General features: G+C 69.9%; 10 protein-coding genes. 4 read left to right on the top strand and 6 right to left on the bottom strand.

Annotated features, from left to right (window positions below; all coding sequences use genetic code 11):
* Nucleotides 1–20: 20 nt before the first annotated feature.
* The 6 genes from BN1197_RS08310 to BN1197_RS08285 all read right to left on the bottom strand — a co-directional run bounded on the left by BN1197_RS08310 (nt 21) and on the right by BN1197_RS08285 (nt 6,872).
* Nucleotides 21–1,175 carry an acyl-CoA dehydrogenase family protein gene (locus BN1197_RS08310; RefSeq protein WP_040158328.1) on the bottom strand — a complete coding sequence of 385 codons (1,155 nt, stop codon included), beginning with the start codon at nt 1,173–1,175 and terminating at the stop codon, nt 21–23.
* Between the two features lie 160 nt (nt 1,176–1,335).
* Complete coding sequence (mnmA, locus tag BN1197_RS08305; protein WP_040158326.1) at nt 1,336–2,436, bottom strand: tRNA 2-thiouridine(34) synthase MnmA; 1,101 nt, start codon at nt 2,434–2,436, stop codon at nt 1,336–1,338.
* Nucleotides 2,436–3,653, bottom strand: a complete 1,218-nt coding sequence (locus BN1197_RS08300) for a cysteine desulfurase family protein (protein WP_040158324.1) — start codon at nt 3,651–3,653, stop codon at nt 2,436–2,438. The genes mnmA and BN1197_RS08300 overlap by 1 nt, the downstream gene beginning before the upstream one ends.
* Before the next feature lie 699 nt (nt 3,654–4,352).
* Entirely contained in the window at nt 4,353–5,309 is a 957-nt protein-coding gene (locus tag BN1197_RS08295; protein WP_040158322.1) for an electron transfer flavoprotein subunit alpha/FixB family protein, read from the bottom strand.
* Nucleotides 5,310–5,338: 29 nt separating this feature from the next.
* On the bottom strand, nt 5,339–6,121 hold the full coding sequence (locus BN1197_RS08290; protein ID WP_040158320.1) for an electron transfer flavoprotein subunit beta/FixA family protein: 783 nt from the start codon (nt 6,119–6,121) through the stop codon (nt 5,339–5,341).
* Nucleotides 6,122–6,401: 280 nt separating this feature from the next.
* Nucleotides 6,402–6,872 (bottom strand): hypothetical protein, encoded by a 471-nt coding sequence (locus BN1197_RS08285; RefSeq protein ID WP_040158318.1) that lies wholly within the window; start codon nt 6,870–6,872, stop codon nt 6,402–6,404.
* Between the two features lie 112 nt (nt 6,873–6,984).
* Here BN1197_RS08285 and glgX point away from each other — a divergent pair, with 112 nt between their 5' ends.
* From glgX to glgB, 4 genes are all read left to right on the top strand, one after another.
* On the top strand, nt 6,985–9,111 hold the full coding sequence (gene glgX / locus BN1197_RS08280; RefSeq protein ID WP_040158316.1) for a glycogen debranching protein GlgX: 2,127 nt from the start codon (nt 6,985–6,987) through the stop codon (nt 9,109–9,111).
* Nucleotides 9,112–9,242: 131 nt separating this feature from the next.
* Nucleotides 9,243–11,288, top strand: a complete 2,046-nt coding sequence (locus BN1197_RS08275; RefSeq protein ID WP_052466392.1) for an alpha-1,4-glucan--maltose-1-phosphate maltosyltransferase — start codon at nt 9,243–9,245, stop codon at nt 11,286–11,288.
* A 5-nt stretch (nt 11,289–11,293) separates the two neighbouring features.
* Complete coding sequence (gene treS / locus BN1197_RS08270) at nt 11,294–12,985, top strand: maltose alpha-D-glucosyltransferase (RefSeq protein ID WP_040158314.1); 1,692 nt, start codon at nt 11,294–11,296, stop codon at nt 12,983–12,985.
* On the top strand, nt 12,985–17,214 hold the full coding sequence (glgB, locus tag BN1197_RS08265; protein ID WP_245851858.1) for a 1,4-alpha-glucan branching protein GlgB: 4,230 nt from the start codon (nt 12,985–12,987) through the stop codon (nt 17,212–17,214). The genes treS and glgB overlap by 1 nt, the downstream gene beginning before the upstream one ends.
* The last annotated feature ends 94 nt before the right edge of the window (nt 17,215–17,308 follow it).

The raw sequence follows: 17,308 nt of genomic DNA, 5'->3' as shown, positions 1-17,308 counted from the left end.
TGGCGCAGCCGACCAGAGGGTCACAGACCGAGCTCGCGCCCGATGAGCTCCTTCATGATCTCGTTCGACCCCGCCCAGATGCGGGTGACGCGGGCGTCGCGCCAGGCTCGCGCGACCCGGTACTCGTTCATGAATCCGTAGCCGCCGTGGAGTTGCACGCACGCGTCGAGCACCTCGCCCTGCACGTCGGAACTCCACCACTTGGCCTTGGCCGCGTCGGTGGGGCTGAGCCTGCCCTCGGCGTGGAGGGCGACGCACGCGTCGACGAACGCCTGGGTGACCTCGATCTTGGTGACGAGCTCGGCCACGAGGAACTTGTTGTGCTGGAACGAGCCGATCGGCTGACCGAAGGCCTTGCGCTCCTTGGTGTAGGCGATGGTCTCGCGCAGGATCTGTGCGGCGTGAGCGGTGTTCGAGACCGCGGCCCCGATGCGCTCCTGCGGCAGGTGCTGCATCATCGCGATGAAGCCCATGCCCTCGGGGCCGAGGCGGAACTCGTCGGAGACCCGCACGTCGTCGAAGAACAGCTCGGCAGTGTCGGACTCGACCTGCCCGACCTTGTCGAGCTTCGTGCCCTTGGTGAAGCCCGCCATGCCGGCCTCGAGGACGAACAGGGTGATGCCCTTGGCGCCCTTCGTCGGATCCGTGCGCACGGCGACGATCGCGAGGTCGCACTGATGGCCATTGGTGATGAAGGTCTTACTGCCGTTGATGATCCAGTCACCGGAGCCGTCGTCGGCGCGCACCGCGGTGGACTTGAGAGCGGCCAGGTCGGAGCCACCGGAGGGCTCGGTCATGCCGATCGAGATGATCTTCTCCCCCGACGCGATCGCCGGCAGCCACCGCTGTTTCTGCTCCTCGGTGCCGAGGTCGACGATGTACGGCGCGCAGATGTCGGAGTGGATGCCGAAGCACGACGACGTCGCCGCGTTGAAGTGTGAGAACTCCTCGGCGAGGACCGCGTTGAAGCGGTAGTCGTCGGCGCCCGCACCGCCGTACTGCTCGGGGATCGAGAGGCCGAAGAATCCCTGACGACCGGCTTCGAGCCAGATGTCGCGGGGGATCGTCTTCTCGCGGATCATCTCCTCGGCCCGCGGGGCGAGGACGCGCTCGACGAACTCCCTCGCGGACCCCCGGAACGCCTCGTGGTCCTCGGTGTACGTGGTGCGCAACATGATCGGCTCCCTGACATTGGCTCGAACACCGGAACTCGCCGGCCTCGGTGAGCGACCTCGGTCGGCCGCGACTCGCATCAATACTCATCGGTAACCACGAGGGCCGTCAAGGACTCCCGGGGATGGCGCGACGCAGGTCACGTCGAGGATCGGCCGAACCTCAGGAGAGCCGGCGAGTGTGCGTGATCGTCGCGGACCCGACGACGCGGGTGCCGTCGTAGAGCACGACGGACTGACCGGCGGCGACGCCCCGCTCCCGGTGCTGCAGGTGGACGACGACCTCCCCGTCGGGCCCGGCCTCGGCGGTGGCGGGGAGTTCCCGGCCGTGAGCGCGCACCTGCGCACCTACGGTGACGCGGCCCTGCGGCGGCGGTCCGCACCAGCGGGCCCGGTCGCCGACGATGACGTCGATGCCGAGCAGCGCCTCGGGACCGACGACCACGGTGTTCATGGCGACATCGGTGTCGACGACGTACCGCGGGCGGCCGTCGGCGGACGGACGCTGCAACGCCAGTCCCTTCCGCTGGCCCACCGTGTAGCCGTAGGCCCCGCCGTGCGTGCCGACGACCTCGCCGTCGACGTCGACGATGTCCCCGGGGCGTTCGCCCAGGTGGCTGGCGAGAAAGCCGCGGGTGTCGCCGTCGGCGATGAAGCAGATGTCGTAGCTGTCGGGCTTCTTGGCGACCGCGAAGCCCCGAGCGGCCGCCTCTTCGCGGATCTCCGGCTTGGTCGTATCGCCGAGCGGAAAGTGCGCGGCGGCGAGCTGAGCCTCGTCCATGACTCCGAGCACGTAGGACTGGTCCTTGGCGTCGTCGACGGCGCGGTGCAGCTCGCGGCGGCCCGTCGTATTCTGCGGGTCGTCGGGCTCGACGATGCGCGCGTAGTGGCCGGTGGCGACGCCGTCGAAACCGAGAGCGACGGCCTTGTCGGCGAGCGCGGCGAACTTGATGCGTTCGTTGCAGCGCAGACACGGGTTGGGGGTGCGGCCGGCGGCGTACTCCTCGACGAAGTCGTCGACGACGTCGCGTTGGAAGGCGTCGGCGAGATCCCATACGTAGAACGGGATTCCGAGCTTGTCGGCGACCCGCCGCGCGTCTCCGGAGTCCTCGATCGTGCAGCACCCGCGGGCCGATTCACGCAGCGTCGCGGCGCTGCGCGAGAGCGCGAGGTGGACGCCGACGACGTCGTGCCCGGCATCCAGCATGCGCGCCGCGGCCACGGCCGAGTCGACGCCCCCGCTCATCGCGGCGACGATGCGCATCAGCCCGCCCGCCTCGCCTGCCCGGCCCGCCAGGCCCGTTGGGCACGCTCGACACAGTCGCCGATGACGTCGAGCACGGCCTGGACGTCGTCCTCGGTCGTGTCGTGTCCGAGGGTGAGGCGGATGGCTCCCGACGCCATGTCCTCCGGGTGGCCGAGGGCGAGCACGACGTGACTCGGGCGGGGCACGCCGGCGTGACAGGCCGACCCCGTGGAGCAGGCGATGCCGGCGGCGTCGAGCAGGAACAGCAGCGAGTCGCCCTCGCATTCGGGCACGAGCACGTGGGCGTTGGTCGGGCTGCGTCGCAACCGGTCTCCCGGCTCCCACGCACCGGTGACGACGGTGCCGGGGACCCGCTCGAGGATTCCGGTGATGAGCGCGTCGCGCAGGTGCATGAGCCGCTCTCCCTCGGCCTCGCACTCGGCCGTCGCGAGCGCGATGGCTGCGGCCAGGCCGGCCACCAGATGCGTGGCGAGGGTGCCGCTGCGGATCTTGCGTTCCTGCCCTCCGCCGTACGAGGTGGCATCGATGGGTGCGTCGCGCCGCGCGAGCAGGAGTCCGATGCCGGGCGGGCCTCCGAGCTTGTGCCCGGTGACGGTCATGAGGTCGACGCCGGAGTCGGCGAAGTGCATCGGCACGTGGCCGACGGCCTGGACGGCGTCGCTGTGGAACGGGATGCCGTGCGCGTGCGCGGTCGCGGCGAGGGCGGGAACGTCCTGGACGACCCCGATCTCGTTGTTGACCCACATGATCGTCACGAGGGCGACGGTGTCGGGCCCGCCGTCGGCGTCGATCGCCGCGGCCAGAGCGGTGGGGCTGACGATGCCGTCGGAGTCGCACTCGACCCACGTCGCCAGGGCTCCCTCGTGCTCGACGAGGTGTTCGACGGCGTCGATGACGGCGGGGTGCTCGAGGGCGCTGACGAGCACGCGGGTTCGTGCCGGGTTCTCGCGGTGGCGGCGGCGGTAGGTGCCGACCACGGCGAGGTTGTCGGATTCGGTGCCGCCGGAGGTGAAGATCACCTCAGAGGGGGTCGCGCCGAGAGCGTCGGCGATGGCCTCGCGGTGCTCCTCGAGCCGGGTGCGGGCGGCGCGGCCGGGGCCGTGCAGGGAGGACGGGTTGCCGGTGTGGGCGAGTTCGCGCGTCATGGCGTCGACGGCTTCGGGCCGCACCGTGGTGGTGGCTCCGTGGTCGAGGTAGGTCGGTCGTCGCGTCACCCGAGGAGTCTACGGCCGTCTCCTGGGCACAACCTCGGCCTGGGTGGATCGCCGAGACAGCCGCCGTTTCCGGCCCACGCTCCCCCGACGCGAGCACCGTGTCCCGGAAGGGCCGGAAACGGCGGCTGTCTCGGCGCGCCGGCGGACACGGATTTCGGGAGTCGGCGTGCGAGCGTCGAGGGAGTTGATGTACTTTTCATTTACCTGCCGAGAGGTGAACCCGGCAGTCCCCTGATCCACTGAGCCCCGACGACGACCCCCGACTCCGTCGGGGCTCAGTGCTGCCAACACCGGCCTCTCGCGGCATCGCACTCGAACGCTCAGACAGGCGGTTCGGTCCCGCAGGTCCGGGTGAAAGCGCCTGTCTGAGCGTTGTGGGAGGCACAGCGGGCGCGCCGACCCCCGCCTCCCCGGGACGCCCACCTCCGAACGCCCGGACTCGAACGCCCGGACTCGAACGCACCCGCCCGCGCGAAGCCCGCCGAATCACAGCCCCCGAAGCGCGCCGAAACACAGGCACACCGGAACCGCGAGAGACCCGCGACCCGGCGCCCCGAAAACACGAAACCCCTGCACCCGATGAGCGAGTGACAGGGGTTTCGTGTTTTCGCCGCCGATTCGACGAGCGAAGCGAGTCTTGAATCGGCGGAACAACAAGGACGCCGCGGCGAAGCCGCGTCCCCGCGGCCAGCGCGTGAGTCAGCCGCGGTTTGCCTTGACCGCCTCGGTGGCCTGGGGGAGGACCGTGAAGAGGTCGCCGACGACGCCGAAGTCGACGAGTTCGAAGATGGGGGCTTCTTCGTCCTTGTTGATGGCGATGATCGTCTTGGAGGTCTGCATGCCGGCGCGGTGTTGGATGGCGCCGGAGATGCCGCAGGCGACGTAGAGTTGGGGTGAGACCTGCTTGCCGGTCTGGCCGACCTGGCTGGTGTGGGGGTACCAGCCGGCGTCGACGGCGGCGCGGGAGGCGCCGACGGCGGCGCCGAGGGTGTCGGCGAACGCTTCGACGGGGCTGAAGTCGCCGGCCGTGCCGCGGCCGCCGGAGACGACGATGGCGGCTTCGGTGAGTTCGGGGCGGCCGGTGGTCTCCTTTTCGCGGCGCTCCGTGATCTTGGCGGCCTTGGCGGCGTCGGAGATGGTGACGTCGACGGTCTCGTCGGCGGCTGCGCCGGTGGCTTGCTCGGGGCTGCAGGAGTTGGGCTTGACGGTGATGATCGGCGTGCCGGTGGTGACGGTCGCGTCGACGGTCCAGCCGCCGGCGAAGACGGACTGCGTGGTCTCGATGCCGTCGCCTCCGGCGCGGATGTCGACGGCGTCGGTGATGAGTCCGGAGTCGAGCTTGATGGAGAGGCGGGCGGCGATCTCCTTGCCGTGCGGTGAGCTGGAGAGCAGGATCGCGGCCGGCGTGGCCTTCTCGGCGATCTGGGCGAGGACTTCGGCGACGGGGGCGACGAGGTAGTCGCTGATGTCGGCGCTCTCGACGCGGTAGATCTTCTCGGCGCCGTAGGAGGCGAGGTATTCCTTGGCGGAGTCGAACCCGTCGCCGATGAACACCGCGGAGGGCTCGCCGATGCGCTTGGCGAGGGTGAGCAGTTCGGCGGTGGTCTTGCGGACGTCTCCGTCGACGTGGTCGACCAGGACGAGAACTTCGGACATGTCTTTCTCCTTCTACCGGTCGAGGCTGCTCAGACGAACTTCTGCATGGCGAGGAACTGGGCGAGCACGGCGCCGCCGCTGCCGTCGTCGGTGACGATGAGGCCCTGTTCGCGCGGGGGGCGCTTCTTGGTGTCGAGCACCTTGGTCCAGGCGTTGTCGAGGCCGACCTGGCCGGCGTCGACGCCGATGTCGGAGAGCGACCACGTCTCGACCGGCTTCTTCTTCGCGGCCATGATGCCCTTGAACGAGGGGTACCGCGGTTCGTTGATCTGGTCGGTGACCGAGATGACGGCGGGCAGGCTGGAGCTGATGATCTCGGTGGCGACGTCACCGTCGCGGCGGATGGTGACGGCGGAGCCGTCGAGAGTGACCTCGGAGGCGAAGGTCACCTGCGGGAGGCCGAGGCGCTCGGCGAGCATGGCGGGGACGACCGACATGGTGCCGTCGGTGGAGGCCATGCCGGTGATGACGAGGTCGACGTCTCCGCACTTCTTGATGGCCTCGGCCAGCACAAGCGACGTGGCGGCGGCGTCGGAGCCGGCGATCGCGTCGTCGGTGACGTGGACGCCCTTGTCGGCTCCCATCTGCAGGGACTTCTTGACGGCGTCGGCGGCGCCAGCCGGGCCCACGGTGAGCACGGTGACCTCGCCCTCGCCGGATTCCTTGATCTTCAGGGCCTCTTCGACGGCGTACTCGTCGAGCTCGGACAGCAGACCGTCGACGCTGTCGCGGTCGACGGTGTGGTCGGAGTCCTCGAACGTGCGGTCACCCTGTGCGTCCGGTACGTACTTGACGCAGACGACGATGTTCATGTGGCGCCCTCTCCTTCGGTGCTGCTGGTCTGGTCGGCGCGTCGCGCCTCCCCCGAGACCCGGGATGGGCATCGCGTGAATCGCGCGCCGGGACCCGCAGATCGTCGAGGGAACTCCGGTCCGACTCTACTGAGCCTCACCTCACGGCCCAAGCGTGGGCCCGGGTGGCGCAGCCCACATGGCGGCCCTGGCAGCGGGCGCGGCGGGTCTCGCCGACGGGCGTTCGTGGACGACGAAGGGCCGGCCCGCGCGTCGCGGACCGGCCCACTCGAGGTGTGGATCAGGCCTGCTCGGGCGGCATCTCGTCGCCGAACACGTCCTGGCCCAGCATCATCTGGTGCCAGAACTGCACGGCGGTGAGCACGAGCTGCGTGCTGATCTGCAGCAGGCTGCGGATGTCGGCACCGGGGCCGACGATGTGCTCGGCGGTGACGACGAGCGTGCCGTTGTTGACGCCGACCTTGACGATGTTGAGGCGCAGCGAGAGGTCGTTGGCGTTGCGGAGCCGCAGCATCTCGTCGACCGGGAGGTCCTCGCCGATCTGCCACTGGCCGAAGACCCGCATCACGGGCACCTCGCCCTCGGCGCAGTGGACGAAGAGCTGCTGGCCCTCGACCTTGAAGCTGACATCGCCGTCGCCGTCGATGTCGGGACGGAAGCCCTCGTCCTGGAGCGCGTCGAGCACGCGCCCACGCAGCGGGTGGTCGTCGGCCGGCGGGGGGAAGTTGGGCAGAGAAGTCGGGTCGGTCATGGGTCAACGGTAGCGAGGATCGGCCCGGTCTCTGAAGTGCCACGGCGAAATACCCGGGTGAGCCGGTCGAAGTCCGTCTCGGCGAGGGTGGGCAGCGCCGTAGCCTGGAACAATGCGACCCCACCGCGACATCGCCCCTCCCCTCGGCGCCACGGCCGACGACGAGGGCACGACGTTCGCGCTGTTCGCCGCACACGCCGACGCCGTGGAGCTGTGCCTCTTCGACGAGGGCGACGTCGACGGCAGCACCGAGCGGCGTGTCCCGATGCGTGACCGCGTGCATCACGTGTGGTCGACCCATCTGCCGGACGTCGGACCCGGTCAGCGGTACGGCTACCGGGTGCACGGGCCGTGGCGCCCGTCGCACGGGCTGCGACACAATCCGGCGAAGCTGCTGCTCGACCCGTACGCCCGCGCGATCGACGGCGTGCCCCGCTGGAGCCCGGAGCTGTTCGCGCACGAGGTCGACGATCGGTTCGCCGGCAGCTCCGACGTGCGCGATCATCGCGACAGTGCCGGGGTCATGGCCCGCTCGGTGGTCGTCGCACCGTCGAAGGCCGCGCTCGTGCAGCGCCGGCGGGTCCCGTGGACCCACACCGTGATCTACGAGGCGCACGTACGCGGCGCCACACTGCGGCACCCCGGCATCCCCGAGGAGTTGCGCGGCACCTACGCCGGCCTCGCCCACCCGGAGTTCCTGCGGCATCTGCGGGAGCTGGGCGTGACCACCCTCGAGTTGCTGCCCGTCCACGCGTTCATGGACGAGCGGCACCTCGCCGAGAAGGGCATGCACAACTACTGGGGTTACAACACCCTGAGCTTCTTCGCCCCGCACGCCGCGTACGCGGTGGCCGACGATCCGGCCGGGGTGGTCGAGGAGTTCCGGGCGATGGTGCGCACGATGCACGAGCACGGCATCGAGGTCATCCTCGACGTCGTCTTCAACCACACGTGCGAGCAGGGCCACGACGGGCCCACGGTGTGCTGGCGCGGCATCGACTCGGCGTCGTACTACCGCCTGGACGACTGGGGCCACAACGTCGACGTGACGGGCTGCGGCAACACCGTCGACCTGCGCAATCCCTACGTCTGCGGCATGGTGCTCGACTCGTTGCGGTACTGGGCGGGCGAGTGCGGCGTCGACGGGTTCCGCTACGACCTCGCGGTCGCCCTCGCGCGGGGGCCGCAGGACGACTTCAACGCCGACCACGCGTTCTTCGTGGCCCTGCGCACCGACCCGGTGCTGGCACGGCTCAAGCACATCGCCGAACCGTGGGACATCGGCATGCAAGGGTGGCGCACGGGCCAGTTCCCGCCGCCGTTCTGCGAGTGGAACGACCGGTTCCGCGACACGGTGCGCACCTTCTGGCTGCCCGACGTGGCCACGACCTCGGAGAACGGGCACGGGGTGGACGAGCTCGCGACCCGCCTCTCGGGCAGTCAGGATCTCTTCCACTCCGGCGACCGCGGCCCGTCGGCCTCCATCAATTACGTCGCCTCCCACGACGGGTACACCCTCGCCGACACGACGGCCTACGAACGCAAGCACAACGAGCCCAACGGCGAACTCAACCGCGACGGGCACGGCGACAACCGCTCGTGGAACCACGGCGTCGAGGGCCTCACCTCCGACCAGACGGTGCTCGCCCGGCGCCGGCGTTCGGTGCGCAACCTGCTCGCGACGACGCTGCTCGCCACCGGCACCCCGATGATCTGCGCCGGCGACGAGTTCGGCCGCACTCAGCGTGGCAACAACAACGCGTACTGCCAGGACAACGAGACCTCGTGGCTCGACTGGGATCTGGGGCCCTCCCGCCGCGATCTGCTCGCGACCACGCAGTTCCTGCTCGGGTTGCGACGAGAGCACCGCGTGCTGCGGCAACCGTCGTTCTTCGTGCCCACCCCCGAATCCGGCGACGGCATCGTCGACGTGCTCTGGTACGGCCGTTACGGCGAGAAGATGACGGCGGCGGCGTGGCAGGACCCACGGTGCCGCGTGCTGCAGATGTTCCTCATCGGCGACGACGTCGACGCCCGCACGCTGCTGCTCGTGTTCCAGGGCAAGGCCAGCGACGAGGAGGTCCGTCTCCCGCCGCTGACCGGTGGCGGGTTCCGGCTGGTGTGGGACAGCGTGTGGGAACGCCCCGACTCCGGTGAGGAGATCGTCCACGCACCGGGTGAGGTCGTGCCGATCACGGCCGACTCGATGCGGGTCTACGTCGCCGACCGACAGGGCTGAGCGTCGCCGCGCCGCGCGGGGGCGTTCGGCCACGGTGCCCGAGTGCTCGGCGGGTGCCCGACGGGCCACGGCACATGCCACGCAGCGAACCTCCGCTGCACGCGGGCGCCGAACCCGATAGTTTCGGGCTCGTGAGAACCACGACCTCGATTCCCACGTCCTCCGTCCTCGACGCAGCCGGGCAGCGGCCCCTCGGCCGCATCCCCGTGATGAACGTGCAACCCGTCGTCGACGGCGGTGCCTATCCCACCGCCGCGGTGGTGGACGAGGACATCGTCGTCTCGGCCGAGGTGTTCCGCGAGGGGCACGACGCCGTCAACGCCTCCGTCGTCCTCACCGATCCCGACGGGGAGGAGCACGTCGTGCCGATGACGTGCCGCAACGTCGGCCTGAGTCTGTGGGACGCCTCGATCCGCGCCGGCCGCACCGGCATGTGGACGTTCCGGGTCGAGGGCTGGTCCGACCCGTACGCCACGTGGGAGCACGACGCGACGATCAAGATCGAGGCCGGGGTCGACGTCGAGGTCATGCTCGAGGAGGGCGCGCGCATGATCGAGCGCGCGATCGACGAGGTCGACCGCTCCGAGGACGCCCGCCGCATGCTCGCCCGCGCCGTCGAGACGCTGCGCGACACCGGCCTGAGCGTGAGCGAGCGCCTGGGTGCGGGCATCGCGAGCGACGTCGAGCACGAGCTCGTCACCACCCCCCTGCGCGACTTCGTCTCCCCCAGCACGGACTATCACCTGCTCGTCGAGCGCGAGCGCGCCCTCTACGGCGCGTGGTACGAGTTCTTCCCGCGTTCCGAGGGCTGCTACTACGACGAGGCCGCCGGTCGGTGGGTCACCGGCACCCTGCGCACGGCCGCGGAGCGTCTGCCGGCCGTCGCCGACATGGGGTTCGACGTCATCTACCTCACCCCGATCCACCCCATCGGCACGATCAACCGCAAGGGCCCGAACAACACCCTGAACGCCGGCCCGGAGGATCCGGGCAGCCCGTACGCGATCGGCAGCAAGGACGGTGGGCACGACGCGATCGAGCCCAGCCTCGGCACGTTCGAGGACTTCGATGCGTTCGTCGCGCGCGCCGGCGAACTCGGTCTCGAGGTCGCCCTCGACCTCGCCCTGCAGTGCGCGCCCGACCACCCGTGGGTCACCGAGCACCCGGAGTGGTTCACCACGAGGGCCGACGGCACGATCGCCTACGCCGAGAACCCGCCCAAGAAGTACCAGGACATCTACCCCCTGAACTTCGACAACGACCCGGCCGGCATCTACGCCGAGATGCGCCGCGTGGTGCAGGTGTGGATCGACCACGGCGTCAAGATCTTCCGGGTCGACAACCCCCACACCAAGCCCGTGCAGTTCTGGCAGTGGCTCATCGCCGACGTCGCGAAGCAGCACCCCGACGTCATCTGGCTCGCCGAGGCGTTCACCAAGCCCGCGATGATGGCGACGCTCGCCAAGACCGGGTTCCAGCAGAGCTACACGTACTACGCCTGGCGCAACGAGAAGGCCGAGCTGCTCGAGTACATGGAGGAGCTCTCCGGGCCGGCGGCGGCGTACATGCGGCCGAGCTTCTGGCCGACGACCCACGACATCCTCACGCCGTTCATGCAGTTCGGCGGCCCGACGGGCTGGAAGCTGCGCGCCGCGCTCGCCGCGACGCTCGTGCCCACCTACGGCATCTACGCCGGCTACGAGCTCATGGAGGCCGTGCCGCGACCGGGTGCCGAGGAGCAGATCGACAACGAGAAGTACCAGTTCAAGAACCGGGAATGGGAGCGGTACGCCCCGGGCGGCGACCGCGAGGGTCAGCTCTGGATGGCCGACTACCTGCGCACGCTCAACGACATCCGCCGCGCCCACCCGGCACTGCACCACCTGCGCAACTTCCACGCGCACACCGCCGACGACGACGCGACGATCTGCTTCTCCAAGCGCCGCGTCATGGGCGGCGCCGAGGACACGATCATCGTCGTGGCCAACCTCGACCCGCACAGCACCCGCGAGACCTTCGTGCACCTCGACATGGAGGCCCTGGGCCTCGAACCCGGCTCGGGATTCATCGCGAAGGACCTCATCACCGGGGCGTCCTGGCACTGGGGTGAGCACGACTACGTGCGCCTCGGCGTCGACGGCGAGCCGGTGCACATCATCCACGTCCGGAGGTTCTGAACCCGATGACCACCAGCCTCACCTCGAGCCAAGGGGTCGGTTACGACCCGGAATGGTTCCGCACCGCCGTGTTCTACGAGGCGCTCGTGCGCGGCTTCGCCGATTCCAAGGGCTCCGGCAGCGGCGATTTCGCGGGTCTCATCGGCAAGCTCGACTACCTCCAATGGCTCGGTATCGACTGCCTGTGGATCCCGCCGTTCTACGCCTCCCCGCTGCGCGACGGCGGGTACGACATCAGCGACTACACCGCCGTGCTGCCGGAGTTCGGCACCCTGCCGGAGTTCTCCGAGCTCATCACCCAGGCGCACGCACGCGGCATCCGCATCCTCATCGACTTCCCCGTCAACCACACCAGCGACCAGCACCCGTGGTTCCAGGCGAGCCGTTCGGATCCCGACGGCCCGTACGGCGACTTCTACGTGTGGAGCGACGACGACACCAAGTACGGTGACGCCCGCATCATCTTCGTCGACACCGAGGTCTCGAACTGGACCTTCGACCCGGTGCGGCGCCAGTTCTTCTGGCACCGGTTCTTCAGCCACCAGCCCGACCTCAACTTCGAGAACCCCAAGGTGCGCCAGGCGATCCTCGACGTCATCCGGTTCTGGATGGACCTCGGGGTCGACGGCGCCCGGCTCGACGCCATCCCCTACCTCTTCGAGGAGGAGGGCCACAACGGCGAGAACCACCCCCGGACGCACGAGTACGTCGCGGAGATCCGCCGCATGGTCGACGAGGAGTACCCCGGGCGCATCCTGTTGGCCGAGGCCAACCAGATGCCGAACGAGGTCGTCGACTACTTCGGCACCGAGGAGGCCCCGGAATGCCACATGTGCTTCCACTTCCCCGTGATGCCGCGGCTGTTCCGCGCGGTGCGTGAGGAGAAGGCGACGCCGATCATCGACGTGCTCGCCGAGACCCCGCCGATCCCCAAGGGCACGCAGTGGGGCACGTTCCTGCGCAACCACGACGAGCTCACGCTCGAGATGGTCACGCCCGAGGAGCGTTCGGCGATGTACGCCTGGTACGCCCCCGACCCGCGCATGCGCGCCAACGTCGGCATCCGCCGCCGGCTCGCGCCGTTGCTCGACAACAGCCGCGCCGAGATCGAGCTCATGCACGCGCTGCTGCTCTCGCTGCCGGGCTCGCCGTACCTCTACTACGGCGACGAGATCGGCATGGGCGAGAACATCTGGCTCGAGGACCGCGACGCGGTGCGCACGCCCATGCAGTGGACGCCGGATCGCAACGCCGGCTTCTCCACCGCCGACCCCGGCAAGCTCTACCTGCCGGTGATCCAGTCGCTCGTCTACCACCACAACAACGTCAACGTCGAGGCACAGATGGCGCACTCGAGTTCGTTGCTGCACTGGGTGCGGGCCATGTTGCACATGCGCAAGCAGCACCCGGTGTTCGGCCTCGGCAGCTTCGAGGTGCAGGAGGTCGACAACGAGGCGATCCTCGCGTTCGTCCGCGAGACCACCGATCGCGGCGAGGACGACGAGGTCGTGCTCTGCGTCAACAACGTCGCCTCCCGCCCCCAGTCCGGGGTGGTGCAGCTGCCCGAGCGGTTCGCGGGAGCGACCCTCAAGGACCTCTTCGGCGGATCGGGATTCCCCCGCGTCGGCGACGACGGTCGCGTGCACCTCACCCTCGGCTCGCGGGACTTCTTCTGGCTCGCGGTGGAGGTGCAGTGATGTCGAAGATCTACGACGCGGCCCTGTTTCCGACCAAGCTCGAGCTGCTCGCGGCGTGGATGCCGTTCCAACGCTGGTACGGCAGCTCGACGCCTCCCGAGTTGCGGCGCCTCGGCGGGTACCGCCTCGACGACCCGGCCGGCGAGGTCGGGGTCGAGACCCTGATCGTCTCCGACGACTCCGGGCCGCACCCGGTCGTCTACCAGGTGCCGGTGACCTACCGTCCCGAGCCGCTGACCGGGGCCGAGCGTGCGCTCATCGGCACGATGGAGCACAGCGTGCTCGGCCTGCGGTACGTCTACGACGCCCCGCACGACCCGGTGTACGCCGCGCTGCTGCTCGGCCTCCTCACCGGCCGGGAGCAGCCGCAACACGCGACGATCTCGCACGAACCCGACCCCTCGATCGTCGGTCGTCCCCTCGACCCGGCCGACACCCGCGAGGTGCTCTCCTCCCGCGTGCTCAGCGGCGAGCAGTCGAACACCTCGATCATCATCGACACCCGCACCGGCGACGGCCGCGAGGCGCCGGTGATCTGCAAGGTCTTCCGAGTGCTGCAGCACGGCCAGAACCCCGACGTCGTCCTGCAAACGGCGCTCGCCCGGGCCGGCAGCACCCTCGTGCCGGCACCGCTCGGGTCGATCGACGGCGTCTGGCTCGACGCGGAGGTCGAGGGCGCACAGGCCACGGGCCCGTTCGCGTTCGCCAGCGAGTTTCTGCCGGGCACGCAGGACGCCTGGCGGGTCGCGCTCGCCGCCGCCCGCCGGGGCGAGGACTTCACCGAGCGCGCCCGGGCCCTCGGCGAGGCCACCGCGCGCATCCACGTCGCGCTCGCCGAGGTCATGCCCACGCGGCCGGCCGAGGAGAGCGACCGCGTGGCGCTGGCCCGCAGCTTCCGCGAGCGCGCGCAGACCGCGTTCGCCGAGTACCCCCAGCCCGCCGGTCTCGCCGAGAGCGTCGACCGGGTCGAGGCCGCCGGCATCCGTGCGCAGTGGCCCGACCTGCAACGGGTCCACGGCGATTACCACCTCGGTCAGGTGCTCGACGTGCCGGATCGGGGTTGGGTCGTCCTCGACTTCGAGGGCGAGCCGCTGCGCCCCATGGCCGAGCGCCTCGAGCCCGACCTCGCCCTACGCGACGTCGCGGGCATGTTGCGCTCGTTCGACTACGTCGCGGGCACGCTCGCCAAGGAGGCCGCCGAGCCCGCCGAGGCGACCGGCGGCGAGGAGGTCCCCGCTCGACCGACCGCCGCCGAGGGGCGGGCCTGGGCCGACGCCGCTCGCGAGGCCTTCCTCGACGGTTACGCCGCCCACGGCTCGGACCCCCGCGACCCGCAGTCCGCGGCGCTCCTGCGTGCCCTCGAGCTCGACAAGGCGCTCTACGAGGTGACGTACGAGGCCCGCAACCGCCCGGCGTGGGTGACGATCCCGGCCGAGGCGGTCGCCACCCTCTGCGAGGCCTATGAAGCCGAACACGAGGGCGAGTCGCACGCGTCGGCCACTGAAGACACACACGTGGAGACGCAGACGACCCATCCCCACGACACGCACGAAACGAACGACACGACCGACCCGCACGACACAATCGTCCGAAGGAGCGTGACGCCGGTGTCCGAATCCACCGACCCCACCCGCCAGACCAGCCCTGCCGAGACTGCCGGAGGCGACGGCATCACCGGTGGCGGCACGTCAGGCCAGGCCGAGCCCACCGTCGCCCCGGCTCAGGCGCCCGCCGAGGGAACGGCCGTGCGCGTCGCCTCGTCGTCGGCGACCGGTGACACCCTGAGCGGCGCCCAGGTGGCAGGCGGGGCGGAGACCGCCGGCGCGGCCGTCACGGAGACGACCGAGGATCCCGTGCCGCGGGCGATCGTCCCCGAGGCCCTCCACGTACACCTGCCCGAGCTCGACCTCCTCGTGCGTGGCGGACACGGCAGCCCGCACAGCGTGCTCGGTGCGCACCCGCACGGCGACGGAACGACGATCCGCGCCCTGCGCCCGCTCGCCAAGAGCGTCGTCGTCGAACTCGCCGACGGCCCGCGGCACGAGATGGTGCACGAGCACGAGGGCATCTGGCTGGCGCACATCGACGGCCGCGTCGACGACTACCGCCTCCTCGTCACCTATGAGGGCGGCGACGAGCTGCGCCAGGACGACCCCTACCGCTTCTGGCCCACGCTCGGCGACATCGACCTGCACCTCATCGGCGAGGGCCGCCACGAGGAGCTGTGGAAGGTGCTCGGCTCCCACGTGCGCGAGTATCCCGGCGGTCAGCTCGGGCCGGTCAGGGGCACCTCGTTCGCGGTGTGGGCGCCCAACGCCCGCGCGATCCGCGTCGTCGGAGAGTTCAACAACTGGAACGGCCAGGCGTACCCGATGCGTGCCCTCGGCAGCACGGGTGTGTGGGAGCTGTTCATCCCCGGCGTCGGCGAGAACACGACGTACAAGTACGAGATCCTCGGCCGCGACGGCTACTGGCGCACCAAGGCCGATCCTCTCGCCCGGGCCACCGAGTGCCCGCCCGCCACGGCCTCGGTCGTCACCGAGTCGCACTACGAGTGGAACGACTCCGACTGGCTGGCGCAGCGTTCGAGTCACGCCGAGCCGCAGAACCGCCCGATGAGCACCTACGAGGTGCATCTGGGCTCCTGGCGTCAGGGGCTGAGCTACCGCGAGCTCGCCGAACAGCTGGTCGACTACGTCAAGGACCTGGGGTTCACCCACGTCGAGTTCCTGCCCGTGGCCGAGCACCCTTACGGCCCGAGCTGGGGGTACCAGGTCACCGGGTACTACGCACCGACCTCCCGGTTCGGCTCTCCCGACGAGTTCCGTCACCTCGTCGACCGCCTCCACCAGGAGGGCATCGGCGTCATCCTCGACTGGGTCCCGGCGCACTTCCCCAAGGACGGGTTCGCGCTCGGTCGCTTCGACGGCGAGCCGCTCTACGAGCACCCGGACCCGCGGCGCGGCGAGCACAAGGACTGGGGCACCTACATCTTCGACTTCGGTCGCCCGCAGGTACGCAACTTCCTCGTGGCCAACGCCTCCTACTGGATCGAGGAGTTCCACATCGACGGCCTGCGCGTCGACGCCGTGGCCTCCATGCTCTACCTCGACTACTCGCGCAACGACGGCGAGTGGTACCCCAACCAGTTCGGTGGCCGCGAGAACCTCGAGGCCGTGCAGCTGCTGCAGGAGACCAACGCGACGCTCTACCGCCGCTACCCCGGCGCCGTGACCATCGCCGAGGAGTCGACGAGCTGGGCGGGCGTCACCAAGCCCACCTACATGGGCGGCCTGGGCTTCGGCCTCAAGTGGAACATGGGCTGGATGCACGACACGCTCGGCTACGTCGAGCTCGCGCCGATCTACCGGCAGTACCACCACCACCAGATCACCTTCTCGATGGTGTACGCGTACAGCGAGAACTTCGTCCTGCCGATCAGCCACGACGAGGTCGTCTACGGCAAGGGCTCGATGCTGCGCAAGATGCCGGGCGACCGGTGGGAGCAGTTGTCCAACCTGCGCGCCTACTACGCGTTCATGTGGAGCCACCCCGGCAAGCAGTTGCTGTTCATGGGCAGCGAGTTCGCGCAGGAGAGCGAGTGGGCCGACTCCCGCAGCCTCGACTGGTGGCTGCTCGACCACGCGCCGCACCAGGGCATGCAGTCGCTCGTCCGCGACCTCAACGAGCTGTACTCGTCGCATCCGGCGTTGTGGGAACTCGACAACGACTGGGAGGGCTTCTCCTGGATCGACGCCAACGACGCGAGCGGCAACACCTACTCCTACCTGCGGTTCGGCAAGCCCGACGAGCGCGGTGACCGGCCGACGCTCGCCGCCGTCGTCAACTTCAGCGGCATGGAGCACCACCAGTACCGCATCGGTCTGCCGCGGCCGGGCGTGTGGCGCGAGGTGCTCAACACCGACGCGGAGCAGTACGGCGGCGCGGGCGTGGGCAACCTCGGCGAGATCGTCGCGGAGGACGTGCCGTGGCACGGCCAGCCGTACTCGGCGCTCGTGACGATGCAGAAGCTGTCGGCCGTCTGGTTCGAGCCGGTCGTCGACGGTGAGGGCGAGGCGCCGCAGGCCCAGACTCCGGGTGTTCCACGTCCGGAGCTGAGCCGCACCCCGGTCGTCGAGGAGGACGCCGTGCGCAGTCGTCTGTCGCAGGCCGAGCTCCGCGACACTCCGACGGCTGACATGCCGTCGAGCAGTGAGGGCCTGAGCTGATCGGCGGTTGATCCGGCCCGGACGCGCCTCACGCGTTCCGTGACACGGAAGATGGGATGGCGGCGACGCCGGGGTGATCACCCCACGTCGGCTG

It is taken from the genome of Mobilicoccus massiliensis, assembly GCF_000826525.2.
GTDB classification, from domain to species: domain Bacteria; phylum Actinomycetota; class Actinomycetes; order Actinomycetales; family Dermatophilaceae; genus Mobilicoccus; species Mobilicoccus massiliensis.
Note: the sequence above shows the minus strand (reverse complement) of the source record. Positions and strands in the feature narration are given on the sequence as shown.

Excerpts from the sequence above, each read along its gene's own strand:
- treS (WP_040158314.1), top strand. The coding sequence starts at position 11,294 with ATGACCACCAGCCTCACCTCGAGCCAAGGGGTCGGTTACGACCCGGAA.
- BN1197_RS08290 (WP_040158320.1), bottom strand. The coding sequence starts at position 6,121 with ATGAACATCGTCGTCTGCGTCAAGTACGTACCGGACGCACAGGGTGAC.
- glgB (WP_245851858.1), top strand. The coding sequence starts at position 12,985 with ATGTCGAAGATCTACGACGCGGCCCTGTTTCCGACCAAGCTCGAGCTG.
- glgX (WP_040158316.1), top strand. The coding sequence starts at position 6,985 with ATGCGACCCCACCGCGACATCGCCCCTCCCCTCGGCGCCACGGCCGAC.
- BN1197_RS08310 (WP_040158328.1), bottom strand. The coding sequence starts at position 1,175 with ATGTTGCGCACCACGTACACCGAGGACCACGAGGCGTTCCGGGGGTCC.
- BN1197_RS08285 (WP_040158318.1), bottom strand. The coding sequence starts at position 6,872 with ATGACCGACCCGACTTCTCTGCCCAACTTCCCCCCGCCGGCCGACGAC.
- BN1197_RS08295 (WP_040158322.1), bottom strand. The coding sequence starts at position 5,309 with ATGTCCGAAGTTCTCGTCCTGGTCGACCACGTCGACGGAGACGTCCGC.
- mnmA (WP_040158326.1), bottom strand. The coding sequence starts at position 2,436 with ATGCGCATCGTCGCCGCGATGAGCGGGGGCGTCGACTCGGCCGTGGCC.